This is a genomic window from Pseudomonas sp. 31-12, assembly GCF_003151075.1.
Taxonomy (GTDB): Bacteria; Pseudomonadota; Gammaproteobacteria; order Pseudomonadales; family Pseudomonadaceae; genus Aquipseudomonas.
Genome location: NZ_CP029482.1, coordinates 1,834,908 through 1,850,698, shown reverse-complemented (window position 1 = coordinate 1,850,698; position 15,791 = coordinate 1,834,908). Strand labels below are relative to the sequence as shown.

Annotated in this window: 14 protein-coding genes and 1 pseudogene; 7 read left to right on the top strand and 8 right to left on the bottom strand. The window is 59.4% G+C overall.

What is annotated here, in order from left to right:
* Nucleotides 1–197 precede the first annotated feature (197 nt).
* Nucleotides 198–1,544, bottom strand: a complete 1,347-nt coding sequence (locus DJ564_RS08610; RefSeq protein WP_008153197.1) for a DEAD/DEAH box helicase — start codon at nt 1,542–1,544, stop codon at nt 198–200.
* A 193-nt stretch (nt 1,545–1,737) separates the two neighbouring features.
* Between DJ564_RS08610 and DJ564_RS08605 the strand changes: the two genes are divergently transcribed.
* Entirely contained in the window at nt 1,738–3,036 is a 1,299-nt protein-coding gene (locus DJ564_RS08605) for a mechanosensitive ion channel family protein (RefSeq protein WP_109628493.1), read from the top strand.
* A 47-nt stretch (nt 3,037–3,083) separates the two neighbouring features.
* Here the strand turns inward: DJ564_RS08605 and DJ564_RS08600 are convergent, their stop codons facing one another.
* The 3 genes from DJ564_RS08600 to DJ564_RS08585 form a co-directional block, all read right to left on the bottom strand.
* Entirely contained in the window at nt 3,084–3,950 is an 867-nt protein-coding gene (locus DJ564_RS08600) for a carboxylate/amino acid/amine transporter (protein WP_109628492.1), read from the bottom strand.
* A 344-nt stretch (nt 3,951–4,294) separates the two neighbouring features.
* The gene (locus DJ564_RS08590; RefSeq protein WP_102594234.1) at nt 4,295–4,894 is read right to left on the bottom strand and encodes an FMN-dependent NADH-azoreductase; all 600 of its coding nucleotides are present in this window, start codon (nt 4,892–4,894) and stop codon (nt 4,295–4,297) included.
* 165 nt (nt 4,895–5,059) lie between these two features.
* A complete protein-coding gene (locus DJ564_RS08585) occupies nt 5,060–5,374 on the bottom strand; it encodes a 3-phosphoglycerate kinase (RefSeq protein WP_109628490.1) in 315 nt (104 codons plus the stop codon).
* Between the two features lie 49 nt (nt 5,375–5,423).
* Between DJ564_RS08585 and DJ564_RS08580 the strand changes: the two genes are divergently transcribed.
* From DJ564_RS08580 to aqpZ, 5 genes and pseudogenes are all read left to right on the top strand, one after another.
* Complete coding sequence (locus tag DJ564_RS08580) at nt 5,424–6,347, top strand: LysR family transcriptional regulator (protein ID WP_109628489.1); 924 nt, start codon at nt 5,424–5,426, stop codon at nt 6,345–6,347.
* A 13-nt stretch (nt 6,348–6,360) separates the two neighbouring features.
* Nucleotides 6,361–7,166: pseudogene (locus tag DJ564_RS08575) on the top strand (alpha/beta fold hydrolase).
* Between the two features lie 3 nt (nt 7,167–7,169).
* Nucleotides 7,170–7,727, top strand: a complete 558-nt coding sequence (locus tag DJ564_RS08570) for a peptidylprolyl isomerase (protein ID WP_109628487.1) — start codon at nt 7,170–7,172, stop codon at nt 7,725–7,727.
* A gap of 85 nt (nt 7,728–7,812) precedes the next feature.
* Nucleotides 7,813–9,645, top strand: a complete 1,833-nt coding sequence (locus DJ564_RS08565) for an ABC transporter ATP-binding protein (RefSeq protein WP_109628486.1) — start codon at nt 7,813–7,815, stop codon at nt 9,643–9,645.
* Nucleotides 9,646–9,941: 296 nt separating this feature from the next.
* The gene (gene aqpZ, locus DJ564_RS08555; protein WP_109628485.1) at nt 9,942–10,637 is read left to right on the top strand and encodes an aquaporin Z; all 696 of its coding nucleotides are present in this window, start codon (nt 9,942–9,944) and stop codon (nt 10,635–10,637) included.
* 15 nt (nt 10,638–10,652) lie between these two features.
* Here aqpZ and DJ564_RS08550 read toward each other — a convergent pair whose 3' ends face one another.
* A complete protein-coding gene (locus tag DJ564_RS08550) occupies nt 10,653–11,777 on the bottom strand; it encodes a GNAT family N-acetyltransferase (RefSeq protein ID WP_109628484.1) in 1,125 nt (374 codons plus the stop codon).
* Nucleotides 11,778–12,061: 284 nt separating this feature from the next.
* On the opposite strand from DJ564_RS08550, the gene DJ564_RS08545 reads away from it, so the two are divergent.
* Nucleotides 12,062–13,378: a putative porin gene (locus tag DJ564_RS08545; RefSeq protein WP_109628483.1), complete on the top strand. Its 1,317-nt coding sequence runs from the start codon at nt 12,062–12,064 to the stop codon at nt 13,376–13,378.
* Nucleotides 13,379–13,511: 133 nt separating this feature from the next.
* On the opposite strand, the gene DJ564_RS08540 is transcribed toward DJ564_RS08545, so the two are convergent.
* The 3 genes from DJ564_RS08540 to DJ564_RS08530 all read right to left on the bottom strand — a co-directional run bounded on the left by DJ564_RS08540 (nt 13,512) and on the right by DJ564_RS08530 (nt 15,629).
* On the bottom strand, nt 13,512–13,748 hold the full coding sequence (locus DJ564_RS08540) for an anti-sigma factor (protein WP_109628482.1): 237 nt from the start codon (nt 13,746–13,748) through the stop codon (nt 13,512–13,514).
* The gene (locus DJ564_RS08535) at nt 13,742–14,353 is read right to left on the bottom strand and encodes an RNA polymerase sigma factor (RefSeq protein WP_109628481.1); all 612 of its coding nucleotides are present in this window, start codon (nt 14,351–14,353) and stop codon (nt 13,742–13,744) included. The genes DJ564_RS08540 and DJ564_RS08535 overlap by 7 nt, the downstream gene beginning before the upstream one ends.
* Nucleotides 14,354–14,507: 154 nt before the next feature.
* Nucleotides 14,508–15,629 carry a beta-ketoacyl-ACP synthase III gene (locus DJ564_RS08530; protein WP_109628480.1) on the bottom strand — a complete coding sequence of 374 codons (1,122 nt, stop codon included), beginning with the start codon at nt 15,627–15,629 and terminating at the stop codon, nt 14,508–14,510.
* Between the last annotated feature and the right edge of the window lie 162 nt (nt 15,630–15,791).

Sequence of the window (15,791 nt, the reverse complement as noted above, 5' to 3'; positions counted from 1 at the left end):
ACAGCTATTGGCGATCAGTCAGGCACGACACTAACCCTGTGGCGAGGGGGCTTGCCCCCGTTGGACTGCGCAGCAGTCCCTTCTTTCCAGAGAGCATGGGGGGCCGCTTCGCGACCCAACGGGGGCAAGCCCCCTCGCCACAAAAGCCCCTAGCCACAGGTTTTGTGCTCGCCGTACCTTAACTGACTGACAGCGGTTTATTCAGCAGCCGGCGCTTCCGGCTTGCGGCGCTTGAGTGGGGCCATGCCGTCCTTGCTGACCAGCGACAAAGCGTCGGTCTTCGGGCGGTTGGCGATCTTGCGCTTGGTCGGTGCCTTGGCGCCGGTTTTCTTCTTGTCGCCCTTGGCGTCGACCTTTTTCTTCTTCACGCCAACGGCTTTGCCCGAGGCCTTGACCTTTTTCGGTCCGCCGTAGGTGCCTTTGACTTCCTTGATGGTGCGGCGCTCGAAGCTCTGCTTGAGGTAGCGCTCGACGCTCGACATCAGGTTCCAGTCGCCGTGGCAGATCAGCGAGATGGCCAGGCCATCGTTGCCGGCGCGGCCGGTGCGACCGATGCGGTGAACGTATTCGTCGCCGCTGCGCGGCATGTCGAAGTTGATCACCAGGTCCAGGCCTTCCACATCGAGGCCGCGAGCTGCGACGTCGGTGGCGACGAGGATTTTCACGCCGCCCTGCTTCAGGCGGTCGATGGCCAGCTTGCGGTCTTTCTGGTCTTTGTCACCGTGCAGCACGAACGCTTTGTATTCCTGCGCCACCAGACGACCGTAGATGCGGTCAGCCATGGCCCGGGTATTGGTGAACACGATGGCCTTCTGATAGGTCTCGTTGGCCAGCAGCCAGTTCACGATCTGTTCTTTGTGCTGGTTGTGGTCAGCGGTGATGATCTGCTGACGGGTGGTCGCATTCAGATCGCTGACGTTGTTCAGCTGCAAGTGTTCCGGGTTGTTCAGGACCTTGGCGACCATCTCGCGCAGGCCCGAACCACCGGTGGTGGCCGAGAACAGCATGGTCTGCTGACGGTTGGTGCATTCTTCCACCAGACGCTGCACGTCTTCGGCAAAGCCCATGTCGAGCATGCGGTCGGCTTCGTCGAGCACCAGTACTTCGACTTCTTTCAGGTCGAGGTTGCCGGCGTTCAGTTGCTCGATCATCCGGCCCGGCGTACCGATCAGGATGTCCGGCACCTTGCGCAGCATGGCGGCCTGGACCTTGAAATCTTCACCGCCGGTGATCAGGCCGGACTTGATGAAGGTGAACTGCGCAAAGCGCTCGACTTCCTTGATGGTCTGCTGGGCCAGCTCGCGGGTCGGCAGCAGGATCAGGGTCTTGATGCTGACGCGGACTTTCGCCGGGCCGATCAGACGGTTGAGGATCGGCAAAACGAATGCAGCGGTTTTGCCGCTACCGGTTTGCGCTGTCACCCGCAGGTCACGCCCTTGGAGCGCCAGCGGAATAGCCGCTGCTTGCACAGGCGTTGGCTCGACAAATTTAAGCTCGGCCACGGCTTTGAGCAGGCGTTCGTGCAGGGCGAATTGGGAAAACACGGGTGCTACCTCGAAGAAATACAAAAAAACAGCTGCATAGGGTAACGGTTTCGAGCGCCGAGGCCGAGTTTCTTTATGCAAACGGCGGTAAACAGTGGCTTTTTTGTTGCCTGATTTGTCTCAAAACGTCATGCAAAGCGTCTTAGATGCTCTAATCGCCCCGTCGCGTCCTACAGAAGAACCGTTTTCGCCCATGGATATCAAACAGCTCTGGCTCAACATCCAAGACCTCTGGGGTGCCCTCGATCAGCACCCGCTCCTGCATTCCACCCTGGCGCTGATGTTGCTGCTGGTAGTGGCGCTGGTCCTCGGACGAGTGGCGCGCTACCTCATTATTCACGCGACCAAAATGCTCGGTCGCCAACCGGCCCTGCACTGGATCAACGACTTTCGGCACAACAAGGTCTTTCATCGCCTGGCGCAAATGACGCCGTCGCTGGTGATCCAGTTCGGGCTGTACCTGGTGCCGGAGCTGAGCAAGACCAGCCTGATATTCCTCGGCAACGTCGCACTGGCGTTCACCATCCTGTTCCTGGTGCTGTCGGTCAGCGCCCTGCTCAGTGCCCTGCTGGACATCTACGCGCGCACCGAACACGCCCGCACTCGCTCGATCAAAGGCTACGTGCAGCTGGCGAAAATGGTCTTGTACGTGTTTGGCGCGATCATCATCGTCGCGACGCTGATCGACCGTTCGCCGCTGTTGCTGCTGTCGGGTCTGGGTGCCATGTCGGCGGTTATTCTGTTGGTCTACAAGGACACGCTGCTGTCGTTCGTCGCCAGCGTGCAGCTGACCAGCAACGACATGCTGCGGGTCGGTGACTGGATCGAAATGCCGCAAGTCGGTGCCGACGGTGACGTGGTCGACATCACCCTGCACACGGTCAAGGTGCAGAACTTCGACAAGACCATCGTTTCGATCCCGACCTGGCGCCTGATGTCCGAATCGTTCAAGAACTGGCGCGGCATGCAGCAGTCTGGCGGCCGAAGGATCAAGCGCAGTCTGTTCATCGACGCCAGCGGTGTGCGCTTCATCCGCGATGACGAAGAGTTGAAATTGTCGCAGGTGCATCTGCTGACCGATTACATCAGCCGCAAGCAGGCCGAACTCAAGGCCTGGAACGAGGCTCAGGGCAATGTCGCGGCGATGTCGGCCAACCGGCGGCGGATGACCAACATCGGGACGTTCCGCGCGTATGCGTTGGCATATTTGAAGAGCCACCCGGAAATCCAGCCGAACATGACCTGCATGGTCCGCCAGATGCAAACCACTGCGCAGGGCATTCCGCTGGAAATCTACTGCTTCACCCGCACCACCGCGTGGGCGGATTACGAGCGAATTCAGGGGGATATTTTCGATTACCTGCTGGCGGTGCTGCCGGAGTTTGGGTTGAATCTGTATCAGCAGCCGAGTGGCGGGGATTTAAGGGCCGGGTTGCTACCGGCCATGTTAGGCGTGAGCCACATTCCCGAGCCCGAAAAACACATCATGTAGCACCGCGTATCCCCTTGTGGGAGCGGGCTTGCTCGCTCCCACAGGATTTAGTGGACGGTCAGAGGTTTACGTATGCCCAACCGACTGATCCACACTGCCATCAGAATCACCGATCCACCAAAGAACAACCGCCCCAGCTCTTCATGCTGATTCCAGATCAGCAGATTGATCAGCAACCCCACCGGCACATGCAGGTTGTTCATCACCGCCAGCGTCCCGCCATTCACCAGGCAGGCGCCCTTGTTCCACCAGTACAATCCCAACGCGGTCGAGACCAGGCCGAGGAACACCAGCACGCCCCACTGCAACGGTGCTTCGGGCAGGAAATTCTGTTTCCCGAACATCAGGAACGCCGGCAATGCCACCGCCAGCGCGCCCAGGTAGAAGTAGCCAAAGCGCCGGTAGTGCGGCAGATCGCTCGGATGACGCGCCACCAGATGCTTATAAAGCACTTGCCCGGCGGCGTAGGTGAAGTTGGCCAGTTGCAGCAGCAGGAAGCCCATGAAGAAATCCGGATTGATCCGGTCGTAACGGATCACCGCCGCGCCGAGCACCGCTACCAGTGCCGCCACCAGCGCCCACGGATTGAAGCGCCGGTTCAGGGCATCTTCGATCAGCGTTACGTGCAGCGGCGTGAGGATGGTGAACAGCAACACTTCCGGCACCGTCAGCACCCGGAAGCTCAGGTACAGGCAGACGTAAGTCACGCCGAACTGCAACGCGCCGATCAGCAGCATGCCGCGCATGAACGCCGGCTCGACCGAGCGCCAGCGGGTCAACGGAATAAACACTAGCCCCGCCAGCAGCACCCGCACCAGCACCGCGAAGTAACTGTCGACATGGCCGGCCAGGTATTCGCCGATCAGACTGAAGGAAAACGCCTGGATCAGCGTGACAAAAAGTAGATAGCCCATGCTCGCCTCGTTTCGAATGGCGGCGACGATAGCGGGTTTTTCCCGTCATCGCGAACCGTCAGGCAACACAAAACCCTGTGGGAGCGGGCTTGCCCGCGATTGCGGTGTGTCATTCGACTTCAATGCTGCCTGATACACCGCTATCGCGGGCAAGCCCGCTCCCACAGGGTTATGGGTATGCCCGTCAAATCCCAGGCAAAAAAAAGCCCGATCTCGCTAAAGCGTTCAATCGGGCGACAGCACTCAGGAGCAACAAGTGCAAAGGGAGGTTCGATGCGCGTAAAGCCTTGAAGGGGTTGCGCCAGGCCACTTGAACATCAAGGGATTATCTGGCGATTAAAGCCTCAAGCCACTTGGGAAAGCTTGGCGTTGGCCTGGTTCAGGCCTTTCTCCTGGAAGTCACCGCCCAGGTTCATGCCTTCTGCGTGAATAAACGTCACGTCGTGGATCCCGATGAAACCCATGACCTGACGCAGGTACGGTTCCTGGTGATCGGCCGTGCTGCCGGCGTAGATCCCGCCGCGAGCAGTCAGCACGTAGGCGCGCTTGCCGCTGAGCAAACCTTGCGGGCCGGTCTCGGTGTACTTGAAGGTCACGCCGGCACGCAGCACATGGTCGAGCCAGGCTTTGAGGGTGCTCGGAATGGCGAAGTTGTACATCGGCGCGGCCATGACCAGCACATCGGCGGCCAGCAGTTCGTCGGTCAACTGGTTGGAGCGTTCCAGGGAGACCTGTTCGATATCGCTGCGCTGTTCGGCAGGTTTCATCCAGCCGCCCAGCAGATTGATGTCCAGATGCGGAACCGGGTTGACGGCGAGGTCACGCACGGTGATCTGGTCGTTCGGGTGCGCGGCTTTCCACTGGCTGATGAAGGTCTGGGTCAACTGACGGGAAACCGAGTCTTGCTGACGGGCGCTGCTTTCGATGATCAGAACGCGTGACATGGGTTGTAGGCTCCATCTGAGAATGCTGTAAGGCGATGGAGTGAAGGTTAAACAGAGTCATATCGATGAAAAAGCGCAAATAACTGCTACAACCCATCAATAAATTCGTTTATAAGCTGAGCATGCCCCGTGGGAGCGAGCCTGTTGCTCCCACAGAGTTGAAAGTCATTTGGGGCTGCAGGTCAGGTTGATTCGCATCTTGATAATGGTGCGGGTGAACTTGGCGGTGGCATTTTTGTGTTTGCCGGCGGCCACTTCGATAGAGCGGGTGCGCGGCGCTTCCGGGCCATTATTGAAAACCACCTTACAGATCGCATCGGTGTCGCCGTAGTTGTTGACCTGGATGGAGGCGATGTCGTTATCCGTATCGAACGCGTTGTAGTCGATCTTCATGCCATTAAGCTGCTTTGTCACATCGATCGGATACGCAAACGCAGTCAACGGCAGCAGCGCCAGCACCACATAACAGAATTTTTTCATTCAGCAGTCTCCAATAAGGACTGCCAGCTTAGGACAAGAGGAGCTATTCATGAAAGCGCCCCGCGTGACCCTTGATCAATGGCGAACCTTGCAAGCCGTGGTTGACCACGGCGGTTTCGCCCAGGCCGCCGAAGCGCTGCACCGTTCGCAATCCTCGGTGAGCTACACCGTGGCGCGTATGCAGGACCAACTCGGCGTGCCGCTGTTGCGCATCGACGGCCGCAAAGCAGTGCTGACCGAAGCCGGCGGCGTGTTGCTGCGTCGCTCGCGGCAACTGGTGAAACAGGCCAGCCAGCTGGAAGACCTGGCCCACCACATGGAGCAAGGCTGGGAAGCGGAAGTGCGGCTGGTGGTCGACGCCGCTTACCCGAGCGCCCGCCTCGTCCGTGCGTTGACCGCGTTCATGCCGCAAAGCCGTGGCTGCCGGGTGCGTCTGCGCGAAGAAGTGCTGTCGGGGGTCGAAGAAGTGTTGCTCGAAGGCGTGGCCGACCTGGCGATCACCGGCTTCAGCATTCCCGGCTATCTCGGCGCGGAATTGAGCGATGTTGAATTCGTCGCCGTTGCCCATCCCGATCACCCGCTGCATCGTCTGAACCGCGAACTGAACTTCCAGGACCTGGAAACCCAGATGCAAGTGGTCATCCGCGACTCCGGTCGCCAGCAACCACGGGACGTCGGCTGGCTCGGCGCCGAACAGCGCTGGACCGTCGGCAGCCTGGCCACCGCGGCGACGTTTGTCAGCAGTGGCCTGGGTTTCGCCTGGCTGCCCCGGCACATGATCGAACGCGAGCTGAGGGAAGGCACGCTCAAGCTGCTACCGTTGGACCAGGGCGGCAGCCGCAACCCGAGCTTCTATCTGTATTCGAACAAGGACAAACCCTTGGGCCCGGCGACGCAAATCCTGATCGAACTGCTGCGCACCTTCGACACCGCGCCGCTGGATGCGCCGTTCGCCGCCCCTGAACAAGCCTGACACGGAGATCCGCATGGCCTATTTCGAACATGAAGGTTGCAACCTGCACTATGAGGAATACGGCCACGGCACGCCGTTGCTGCTGGTCCACGGGCTGGGGTCCAGCACCCTGGACTGGGAAAAGCAGATCCCGGCGCTGTCCGCTCATTACCGCGTGATCGTCCCGGACGTACGCGGTCACGGTCGATCCGATAAACCCCGCGAACGCTACAGCATCGCCGGATTCAGCGCCGACCTGGTCGCCCTGATGGAGCACCTGAACCTCGGCCCCACGCATTATGTGGGCTTATCCATGGGCGGCATGATCGGTTTTCAACTGGCCGTGGATCAGCCGCACATGCTCAAAAGCCTGTGCATCGTCAACAGCGCACCCGAAGTCAAACTGCGCAGCCGCGACGATTACTGGCAGTGGTTCAAGCGCTGGAGCCTGATGCGTGTCCTCAGTCTGGGCACCATCGGCAAGGCCCTGGGCGCCAAGCTATTTCCCAAACCAGAACAAGCTGATTTGCGTCAAAAGATGGCCGAGCGCTGGGCAAAAAACGACAAACATGCTTATCTCGCCAGCTTCGATGCCCTCGTTGGCTGGGGTGTTCAGGAACGACTTTCCAGAGTCGCCTGTCCAACCCTCATCGTCACCGCCGACCGCGATTACACGCCGGTCTCGCTGAAGGAAACCTACGTAAAACTGCTGCCCGATGCACGGCTGGTGGTGATCGCCGATTCGCGTCACGCCACCCCACTGGATCAACCCGAACGCTTCAACCAAACCCTGCTCGAGTTTCTCACCGCAGTCGACACCACCTCACTCAGGATCACTGACCCATGCTGAAAAAAATCGCCCTCGTCGCCGGCTCCGTTCTGTTTGCCGCCAACCTGATGGCCGCAACGCCCGCCAAGGCGCCACACGTGTTGCTGGAAACCACCAACGGCCAGATCGAAATCGAACTGGACTCGGTCAAGGCACCGATCAGTACCAAGAACTTCCTTGATTACGTCAACAGCGGCTTCTACAACAACACGATTTTCCACCGTGTGATTCCGGGCTTCATGGTCCAGGGCGGTGGTTTCACGCAACAAATGCAGCAGAAAGAAACCAAGGCGCCGATCAAGAACGAATCCAAGAACGGCTTGCATAACGTGCGTGGCACGCTGTCCATGGCTCGCACCTCGAACCCTGATTCGGCCACCAGCCAGTTCTTCATCAACGTCAAGGACAACGACTTCCTCGACAGCGGAGATGGTTATGCCGTGTTCGGTAAAGTCGTCAAAGGCATGGATGTGGTCGATGTCATCGTCAACTCCCAGACCACCACCAAAAGCGGCATGAAAGACGTACCGGCCGACCCTGTGTTCATCAAGTCCGCCAAAGTTATCGACTAATCTGCACAGGAGTGCTTGAGCGGCTACCGGTATCCGGCGCCGCTCATATTGTTTAAAGGAGAGCCCGTGCGCGGGCGGAGAACTGATGCTTTATCGCCGTTTCGAGAAACTGATCGACATATTCCGCGACGCTCCGACGACGGCTCCGCCGGATCGGGTTCTCCCCTTCTATACCTATTACTTGAAGCAGGTCTGGCCGAGTTTTGCCGCCCTGCTGATTGTCGGCTTGTTCGCCTCCTTGATCGAAGTCGCGCTGTTCAACTACCTGAGCCGCATCATCGACCTGGCCCAAGGCACGCCGAACCCGGATTTCTTCCAGGAGCACGCACTTGAGCTGACCTGGATGGTGGTGGTGACCCTGGTTCTGCGACCGATTTTCTTCGGTCTGCACGACCTGCTGGTGCACCAGACGCTGAACCCCGGCATGACCAGCCTGATTCTCTGGCAGAACCACCGCTACGTGCTCAAACAGAGCCTGAATTTCTTTCAGAATGACTTCGCCGGGCGCATCGCCCAGCGCATCATGCAGACCGGCAACGCCCTGCGCGACTCTGCCGTGCAAGCGGTGGATGCCCTGTGGCACGTGCTGATCTATGCCATCAGCGCGCTGGTGCTGTTTGCCGAAGCCGACTGGCGCCTGATGATCCCGCTGACGACCTGGATCGCCGGGTTCATCGGCGCGCTTTATTACTTCGTGCCGCGGGTCAAGGACCGCTCGGTGCAATCCTCCGATGCGCGCTCCAAACTCATGGGACGGATCGTCGACGGCTACACCAACATCACCACCTTGAAGCTGTTCGCCCACACCAACCATGAACAGCAATACGCCAAGGAAGCCATCAAGGAGCAAACCGAAAAAGCGCAACTGGCCGGGCGCGTGGTCACCAGCATGGACGTGGCCATCACCAGCATGAACGGCCTGCTGATCGTCACCACCACCGGCCTGGCCCTATGGCTGTGGACGCAGTCGCTGATCTCGGTCGGCGCGATTGCCCTGGCGACAGGCCTGGTGATCCGTATCGTCAACATGTCCGGCTGGATCATGTGGGTAGTCACCGGCATCTTCGAAAACATCGGCATGGTCCAGGACGGTTTGCGCACCATCGCCCAACCGGTCAGCATCACCGACCGCGATCAGGCCAAACCGCTGACCGTACCCCGTGGCGAAGTGCGCTTCGAACATGTGGATTTTCACTACGGCAAGAAGAGCGGGATCATTGGCGACCTTAACCTGACGATCAAACCCGGTGAGAAAATCGGCTTGATCGGACCGTCCGGCGCGGGCAAGTCGACCCTGGTCAACCTGCTGCTGCGCCTGTATGACGTGCAGGGCGGGCGAATCCTCATCGATGGGCAGAACATCGCCGAAGTCGGCCAGGAAAGCCTGCGCGAGCGCATCGGCATGATCACCCAGGACACCTCGTTGCTGCACCGTTCGATCCGCGACAACCTGCTTTACGGCAGACCCGATGCCACCGACGCCGAGCTGTGGGAAGCGGTGCACAAGGCCCGCGCCGATGAGTTCATTCCGTTGCTGTCGGACGCCGAAGGCCGTGCCGGTTTCGATGCGCATGTGGGTGAACGCGGGGTGAAACTCTCCGGCGGCCAGCGTCAGCGGATTGCGATCGCTCGCGTGCTGCTCAAGGATGCACCGATCCTGATCATGGACGAGGCGACCTCGGCACTGGATTCGGAAGTCGAAGCGGCGATCCAGGAAAGCCTGGAAACCCTGATGCAGGGCAAAACCGTGATCGCCATCGCCCACCGGCTTTCGACCATCGCCCGGATGGATCGGCTGGTGGTGCTGGAAAAAGGCAGGATCGCCGAAACCGGCACCCACGCCGAACTGTTGGCGCACGGCGGATTGTATGCGCGGCTGTGGCAGCACCAGACGGGTGGGTTTGTCGGGATCGACTGATTGAACTCACCACCCACCCTGTGGGAGCGGGCTTGCTCGCGAAGAGGGAGTATCAGTCAACATCAATGTTGCCTGACACACCGCCTTCGCGAGCAAGCCCGCTCCCACGGGGACTATCTACACCCGACAAACCGCCACAGCCTGCTAACCACAGGCCCTGGCGGTTTTTTGTGGCCGCTGGAAATCCGCAAAATCCCTGCTGTACTCAGCCAAGGTTCTGGAGATGAGCCTGTCGTAAGCCTGCAGGATGCATCACGCGATACAGTCTCGATAGGTCGCCTATCAAGGACGCTCTCATGCCTCTGTTCAAACGTTCAGTCACTGAGCTGTTAGGTACGTTCTGGCTCGTATTGGGAGGTTGCGGCAGTGCGGTGCTCGCCGCGTCTTCGCCCCTCGGGATCGGGGTGCTGGGTGTGGCCATCGCGTTTGGTCTCACCGTGTTGACCATGGCCTTCGCCATTGGCCATATTTCCGGTTGTCACCTCAACCCTGCCGTCTCCGTCGGCCTGTGTGTCGGAGGCCGGTTTCCGGCCCGGGAGTTGCCTGCGTACATCATCGCCCAGGTGATTGGCGCGATCATCGCCGCCGCGCTGATCTACTACATCGCCAGCGGCAAGGAAGGTTTCGACCTCTCCGCCGGCCTGGCCTCGAACGGCTATGGCGAACACTCCCCGGGCAAGTACTCAATGGCCGCAGGCTTTGTCTGTGAACTGGTGATGACCGCAATGTTCGTACTGATCATCCTCGGTGCCACCGACAAACGTGCGCCCGCCGGGCTTGCACCGATTGCCATCGGCCTGGCCTTGACACTGATTCACTTGATCTCGATTCCCGTCACCAACACCTCGGTCAACCCGGCCCGCAGCACCGGTCCGGCGTTGATGGTCGGTGGCTGGGCCATCGCGCAATTGTGGATGTTCTGGGTGGCGCCGCTGCTTGGCGCTGTGGTTGGCGGCGTGACGTATCGCTGGCTGGGCAAGGAAGGTACTTGAGGCGACGGGCGAGGATCATGCCTGCCGATAAGGCAACGCGGTCCTCGCTTCCTCGGCATAGGCCAACACCCCAAGACGTTCCTGCTGCAGAAAATCTTTGACCGCGGCTTTCAGTCCGGGGTGACGCAGGTAATGCCAGGAATGGGTGATCACCGGTTCAAAGCCGCGAATCAACTTGTGCTCGCCTTGGGCGCCGGCATCAAAACGCTGGAAGCCATTGGCAATCGCGTAGTCCATGCCCTGGTAGAAACAGGTCTCGAAATGCAAACGGTCGAACTCCGCCAGGCAGCCCCAGTAACGCCCGTAAAAACTGTCGCCGCCCACCAGGCTGAAGGCCATGGCCACGGGTCGTGAACCTTGTTTGGCCAGCACCACGCGAATGGCTTCGGGCATGCGCTCGGCCAGCAGACTGAAAAACTCCCGCGTCAAATAGGGCCTTTGCCGACGCACCGCGTAGGTATTGGCGTAGCAGGCATAGACGAAATCCCACTGCGCCTGATCCAGCTGCTTGCCTTCCAGCCATTCGAAATCAATCCCCTGCCCCGCCACTTGCTCGCGCTCCTTGCGCATCTGCTTGCGTTTGCGCGAACTGAGGACGTCGAGGAAATCCTGAAAGTCCCGATAACCGCGATTCTGCCAGTGGTACTGACAGCCGATCCGCTGCAACCAGCCGGGTTGTTCGGCCAATGCCGCGTCGGTGAAAGGGTCTGTGAAATTGATGTGAGCGCTGGAGAGTTCTTCGATCTCCAGGTAGCCCGGCAGGCTCTTGAGCAGCTCGAAACCGTCCTCGACACTGCGCGCCAGCAACCGTGGCCCGCTGACCGGGCTGAACGGAACGGCGGTCAACAGCTTCGGGTAATAGTCGATGCCGGCACGCTCACAGGCATCGGCCCAGGCGTGATCGAACACGTACTCGCCGTAGGAATGCCACTTGCGGTAGCTGGGTAGCGCGGCGATCAGCCGCCCTTCTTCGATGTGCAAAAGGTGCTCAGGCTGCCAGCCGGAATGCGGGCCGAGGCTGCCGCTGTCTTCCAGCGCACTGAGGAAGGCATGGCGCAGAAACGGCTGATTATCCGGCACGAGGGCATCCCACGTGCGCGGACCAATATCGGACAGACTTTCCAGACGTTGCAGCGGCATTGACACCCTCTCGACTTCTTCGCGTAACAGCCCGGCGAGTATCGCCTATCGCCCGCCATTACACATCCGTCAAAAAGCGCCGACAGGGCTCTGGATCAAAAGTTCAGATGGTCTTTGTATCGTCATCGAGAAGCCATCACTTTGCCACTGCTCTGTAATAAACCATCGCGATACTGGCGCCAGTTTTTAGAGCGTCGGGTTCTACCCGGCCACTGTTTCCGTCCGTCAATGGTCGGTTGTGTCCCGGATGGCTCAGTCATCCCCTTACATCTTCGGAGATTGATATGCGTCTTGCTTCCACGAAAACTGCGGCGGCCCTGTGTGGCGGTCTGCTGCTGGCCATGAGCGTTCCGGCCAGCGCCGCAGTCGACGCCAAACTGCTCGACATGCTCAAGGCAAACGGCTCGATTACCAACGCGCAATACAGCGAACTGCAAGCCGAGTTAGCCAGGGATCAGAAAGACCAGCAAATCGCCCGTCAGGCTCAGCAGGAAACCAACGAGCAGATCGCGGCCACTGCGAAGAAAACCAATGAACTGAGCACCTTCGACCAGAAACTGGCCTGGGCCGCCAAGACCCAATTCAAGGGCGACGTGCGTTTCCGCCAGGAGACAGTCAAGAACGATGGCGTTTCCAACAACCGCGACCAGGATCGTCAGCGCGTTCGTGCCCGCCTGGGTGCCTACACCGAGATCAACCCACAAGTCGACACCGGCATCCGTATCGCCACCGGTAACAACGACGACGCCCGTTCCACCAACCAGAGCCTGGACAATTACTTCGACAAGAAGTCGATCTGGCTGGACCAGGGTTACGTCGACTACCACCCGGACTTCGCCAAAAACCTGCACATCGTGGGCGGCAAGATGCCACAGCAATGGGTGAGCATGGGCGACATCATCTGGGATAGCGACATCAGCCCCGAAGGCCTGGCACTCACTTACAAATACCCGCTGGGCGCCAGCACCGAGCTGTTCGGTAGCGCCGGCCACTACACCCTCAAGGACAACGTCGACGGCGACGGCGTGCAGTTCAAGCACGATTTGCGTCTGTACGCCGGCCAGTTGGGCGCGCGTTTCGCCCTCACCGACAACCTGAAACTGACCCTGGGCGGCAGTGTCTACGGCTACGACAACGACGACGACATCACCGCAGGCGGCACCAGCATTCCATCCGTGCTGGCCACCAACGGCAACACCCCGAACGAGCAATTCAAACTGTACGAAGGCTTTGGCCAGATCGACATCACCGGCCTGCCACTGCCGCTCTCGCTGTACGGCCAGTACGTCAACAACAAAGATGCCAGCAACGATCAGGATTCTGCCTGGCTGGCGGGTGTAAAGACCAAGTTCTATGGCTTCGCCGTGGACTACAACTATCGCGACGTACAGCGTAACGCGGTGGTCGGTGCCTTCACCGACTCCGACTTCGCCAACGGTTTCACCGGTTCGCGTGGCAGCAAGTTGAAAGTGAGTTACGAGCTGGACAAGAACTTCGCCCTGGGCGCGACGTACTTCATGGCTAACTCTGACTACACCAACGCCAACCTCAAGGATTCGGACATCAACACCCTGCAACTGGATGCCGAAGCCAAGTTCTAAGCAGCACCGTTGTACGTCTCAGGTCATGGACGCTTGAGGCGCTTTACAGTCTGGCGTGGATGGATCGATCCCCATCATCCGTTCGATGCATCCACGCCGGCCTGCTTCTCTTCCCTGCGATAACGCCACGACTTTACGGAATGTCCTTGCGACGCTCCGCAGCGAGACGTTCGGCAAGTGCATCGACCTCCGGCACAGCCTCCTCCGGCAAGACGCGCAGCGTCGCCTGCATCAAGCGCATCTGACGAATGAACCGCCGGCAATTGGGGCAGAACATTAAATGATGCCGCACCAGCAACTTCTCCCGAAAGCTCAACTGGCCATCGAGATAATCACTGGAGCGTGCCACTTGCTCCTTACAGGTCAGCATTCACCGGTTTCCTCAAAATGTTCTACGGTCGCAAAGACCTTCAACCGTGCCCGATGCAGCAGCACGCGAACATTGGAGAGCGAGATTTCCAGAAGATTACAGATCTCTTCCAGCTCCAGGCCCTGACGTTCACGAAGTAACAAGACGCTGCTTTGCAGTTCCGACAGGCTGAGCAAGGTGTGTTCGAGGCATTCACGTAGTTCGTTTTCGGTCAACAGCGCCTCTGGCGTGTCTTGGTGCCAGGCGAACGGCGCCACCAGCCAGTGGCCGTCTGCGGCGGAAAAACGATCGTCATCAACGCTGCCATGCGGCGATGGAAGGTCATCGAGCAGCACTTCACGACGGTTTTGTTTGTAGCGACCTTTTGCCGAGTTTGCGGTGATGGTCAGCAACCACGTCTTGAGGCTCGAACGCGCCTCAAACTTGCTCAGATGGCGCACGACTGACAGCCACGCGTCCTGCACCACTTCGTCGGCATGCCGGCTGCCGACGATCGCATAAGCCACCGCACGCATCGGGCTCTGATAAGTGCTGACCAACTCTTTGAAGGCCTGTTGCTCACCTGCCAGCAATCGTTCCAGCAGTTTCGCGTCGTCAGCCGCCATTCACAAACCCCTTGTCCTGACCTCGAAAAATGAGTCAGCAGGACTTCGCCGTCAGCAACATCCTACTGTCATTTCCGAAAGTTACAGCGTCCCGACTGTTTCGGCTGTAGGAAAAGCCATCACGAATCCAAGTAAAAAACGACAGCCTTCCCCCTCAACGTTTGCGCAACAGCACGCTGCCAATCGAGTAACCGGCGCCGAAGGAACTGAGCACGGCCAGGGAACCGGCAGGCAGATCGTCCTGATGTTTGTGAAACGAGATCACCGAGCCGGCGGAGCTGGTGTTGGCGTAGGTGTCGAGAATCACTGGTGCTTCTTCTTCGGTGGCTTCGCGGCCCAGCAGTTTCTTGACGATCAGGTGGTTCATGCTGAGGTTGGCCTGGTGCAACCAGAAGCGCTTCACGTCGCTGACGTTGAGCTTGTTCTCTTCCAGGTGCGTGGCGATCAGCTCGGCGACCATCGGGCAGACGTCGCGGAACACCTTGCGGCCTTCCTGCACGAACAGTTTGTCCTTGGCACCGATGCCCTCTTCCGCTGCGCGGTTGAGGAAGCCGAAGTTGTTGCGGATGTTGTTGGAGAACTTGGTCAGCAGTTTGGTGCTGACCACGTCGAACTGATACTTGGACGTCGCCAGGTCTGCACGCTCGATGATCACCGCCGTCGCCGCGTCGCCAAAGATGAAGTGGCTGTCACGGTCGCGGAAGTTCAGGTGACCGGTGCAGACTTCCGGGTTGACCATCAGGACTGCCCGGGCCTGGCCCAGTTGCACGCTGTTGGCGGCGGCCTGGATGCCGAAGGTCGCCGAGGAGCAGGCCACGTTCATGTCGAAACCGAAACCCTGGATGCCCAGTGCTTCCTGGACTTCGATGGCGATGGCCGGGTAGGCGCGTTGCAGGTTGGAGCAGGCGACGATCACACCGTCGATGTCCGCGGCGGTCTTGCCGGCACGCTGCAAGGCTTGTTCGGCCGCGCCGATGGCCATCTGGCAAAGCACCGACCACTCGTCATTGGAACGCTCAGGCAGACGCGGGGCCATGCGTTGCGGGTCGAGGATGCCGTCCTTGTCCATGACAAAGCGGCTCTTGATGCCGGACGCTTTTTCGATAAACGCAGCGCTGGATTCGGTCAACGCTTCGACTTCACCACGGGCAATGGCGTCAGCGTTGTCGGCGTTGAATAGCGCGACGTAAGCATTGAAAGACTGCACCAGCTCTTCATTGGAGATGCTGTTGGCCGGGGTATACAGGCCGGTGCCGCTGATGACGACGTTATGCATGGTCGTTTCTCTAATCTGTTCAGGCAGAAAGCATTGGCACCGACGTACCAACACACAAAGGGTCTGTTCCCGTCACGGGAAGCACACCTGGCATCGCTTTATTCCGTACCGCCCGAACCTTGAGAGGCTCAAAACCGCGGGACCGGCGTTTATAGGCGCGAA

What these genes read in the sequence shown, in the direction of transcription:
- DJ564_RS08605 (WP_109628493.1), top strand. Translation starts at nt 1,738, where the DNA reads ATGGATATCAAACAGCTCTGGCTCAACATCCAAGACCTCTGGGGTGCC.
- DJ564_RS08600 (WP_109628492.1), bottom strand. Translation starts at nt 3,950, where the DNA reads ATGGGCTATCTACTTTTTGTCACGCTGATCCAGGCGTTTTCCTTCAGT.
- DJ564_RS08590 (WP_102594234.1), bottom strand. Translation starts at nt 4,894, where the DNA reads ATGTCACGCGTTCTGATCATCGAAAGCAGCGCCCGTCAGCAAGACTCG.
- DJ564_RS08585 (WP_109628490.1), bottom strand. Translation starts at nt 5,374, where the DNA reads ATGAAAAAATTCTGTTATGTGGTGCTGGCGCTGCTGCCGTTGACTGCG.
- DJ564_RS08580 (WP_109628489.1), top strand. Translation starts at nt 5,424, where the DNA reads ATGAAAGCGCCCCGCGTGACCCTTGATCAATGGCGAACCTTGCAAGCC.
- DJ564_RS08570 (WP_109628487.1), top strand. Translation starts at nt 7,170, where the DNA reads ATGCTGAAAAAAATCGCCCTCGTCGCCGGCTCCGTTCTGTTTGCCGCC.
- DJ564_RS08565 (WP_109628486.1), top strand. Translation starts at nt 7,813, where the DNA reads ATGCTTTATCGCCGTTTCGAGAAACTGATCGACATATTCCGCGACGCT.
- aqpZ (WP_109628485.1), top strand. Translation starts at nt 9,942, where the DNA reads ATGCCTCTGTTCAAACGTTCAGTCACTGAGCTGTTAGGTACGTTCTGG.
- DJ564_RS08550 (WP_109628484.1), bottom strand. Translation starts at nt 11,777, where the DNA reads ATGCCGCTGCAACGTCTGGAAAGTCTGTCCGATATTGGTCCGCGCACG.
- DJ564_RS08545 (WP_109628483.1), top strand. Translation starts at nt 12,062, where the DNA reads ATGCGTCTTGCTTCCACGAAAACTGCGGCGGCCCTGTGTGGCGGTCTG.
- DJ564_RS08540 (WP_109628482.1), bottom strand. Translation starts at nt 13,748, where the DNA reads ATGCTGACCTGTAAGGAGCAAGTGGCACGCTCCAGTGATTATCTCGAT.
- DJ564_RS08535 (WP_109628481.1), bottom strand. Translation starts at nt 14,353, where the DNA reads ATGGCGGCTGACGACGCGAAACTGCTGGAACGATTGCTGGCAGGTGAG.
- DJ564_RS08530 (WP_109628480.1), bottom strand. Translation starts at nt 15,629, where the DNA reads ATGCATAACGTCGTCATCAGCGGCACCGGCCTGTATACCCCGGCCAAC.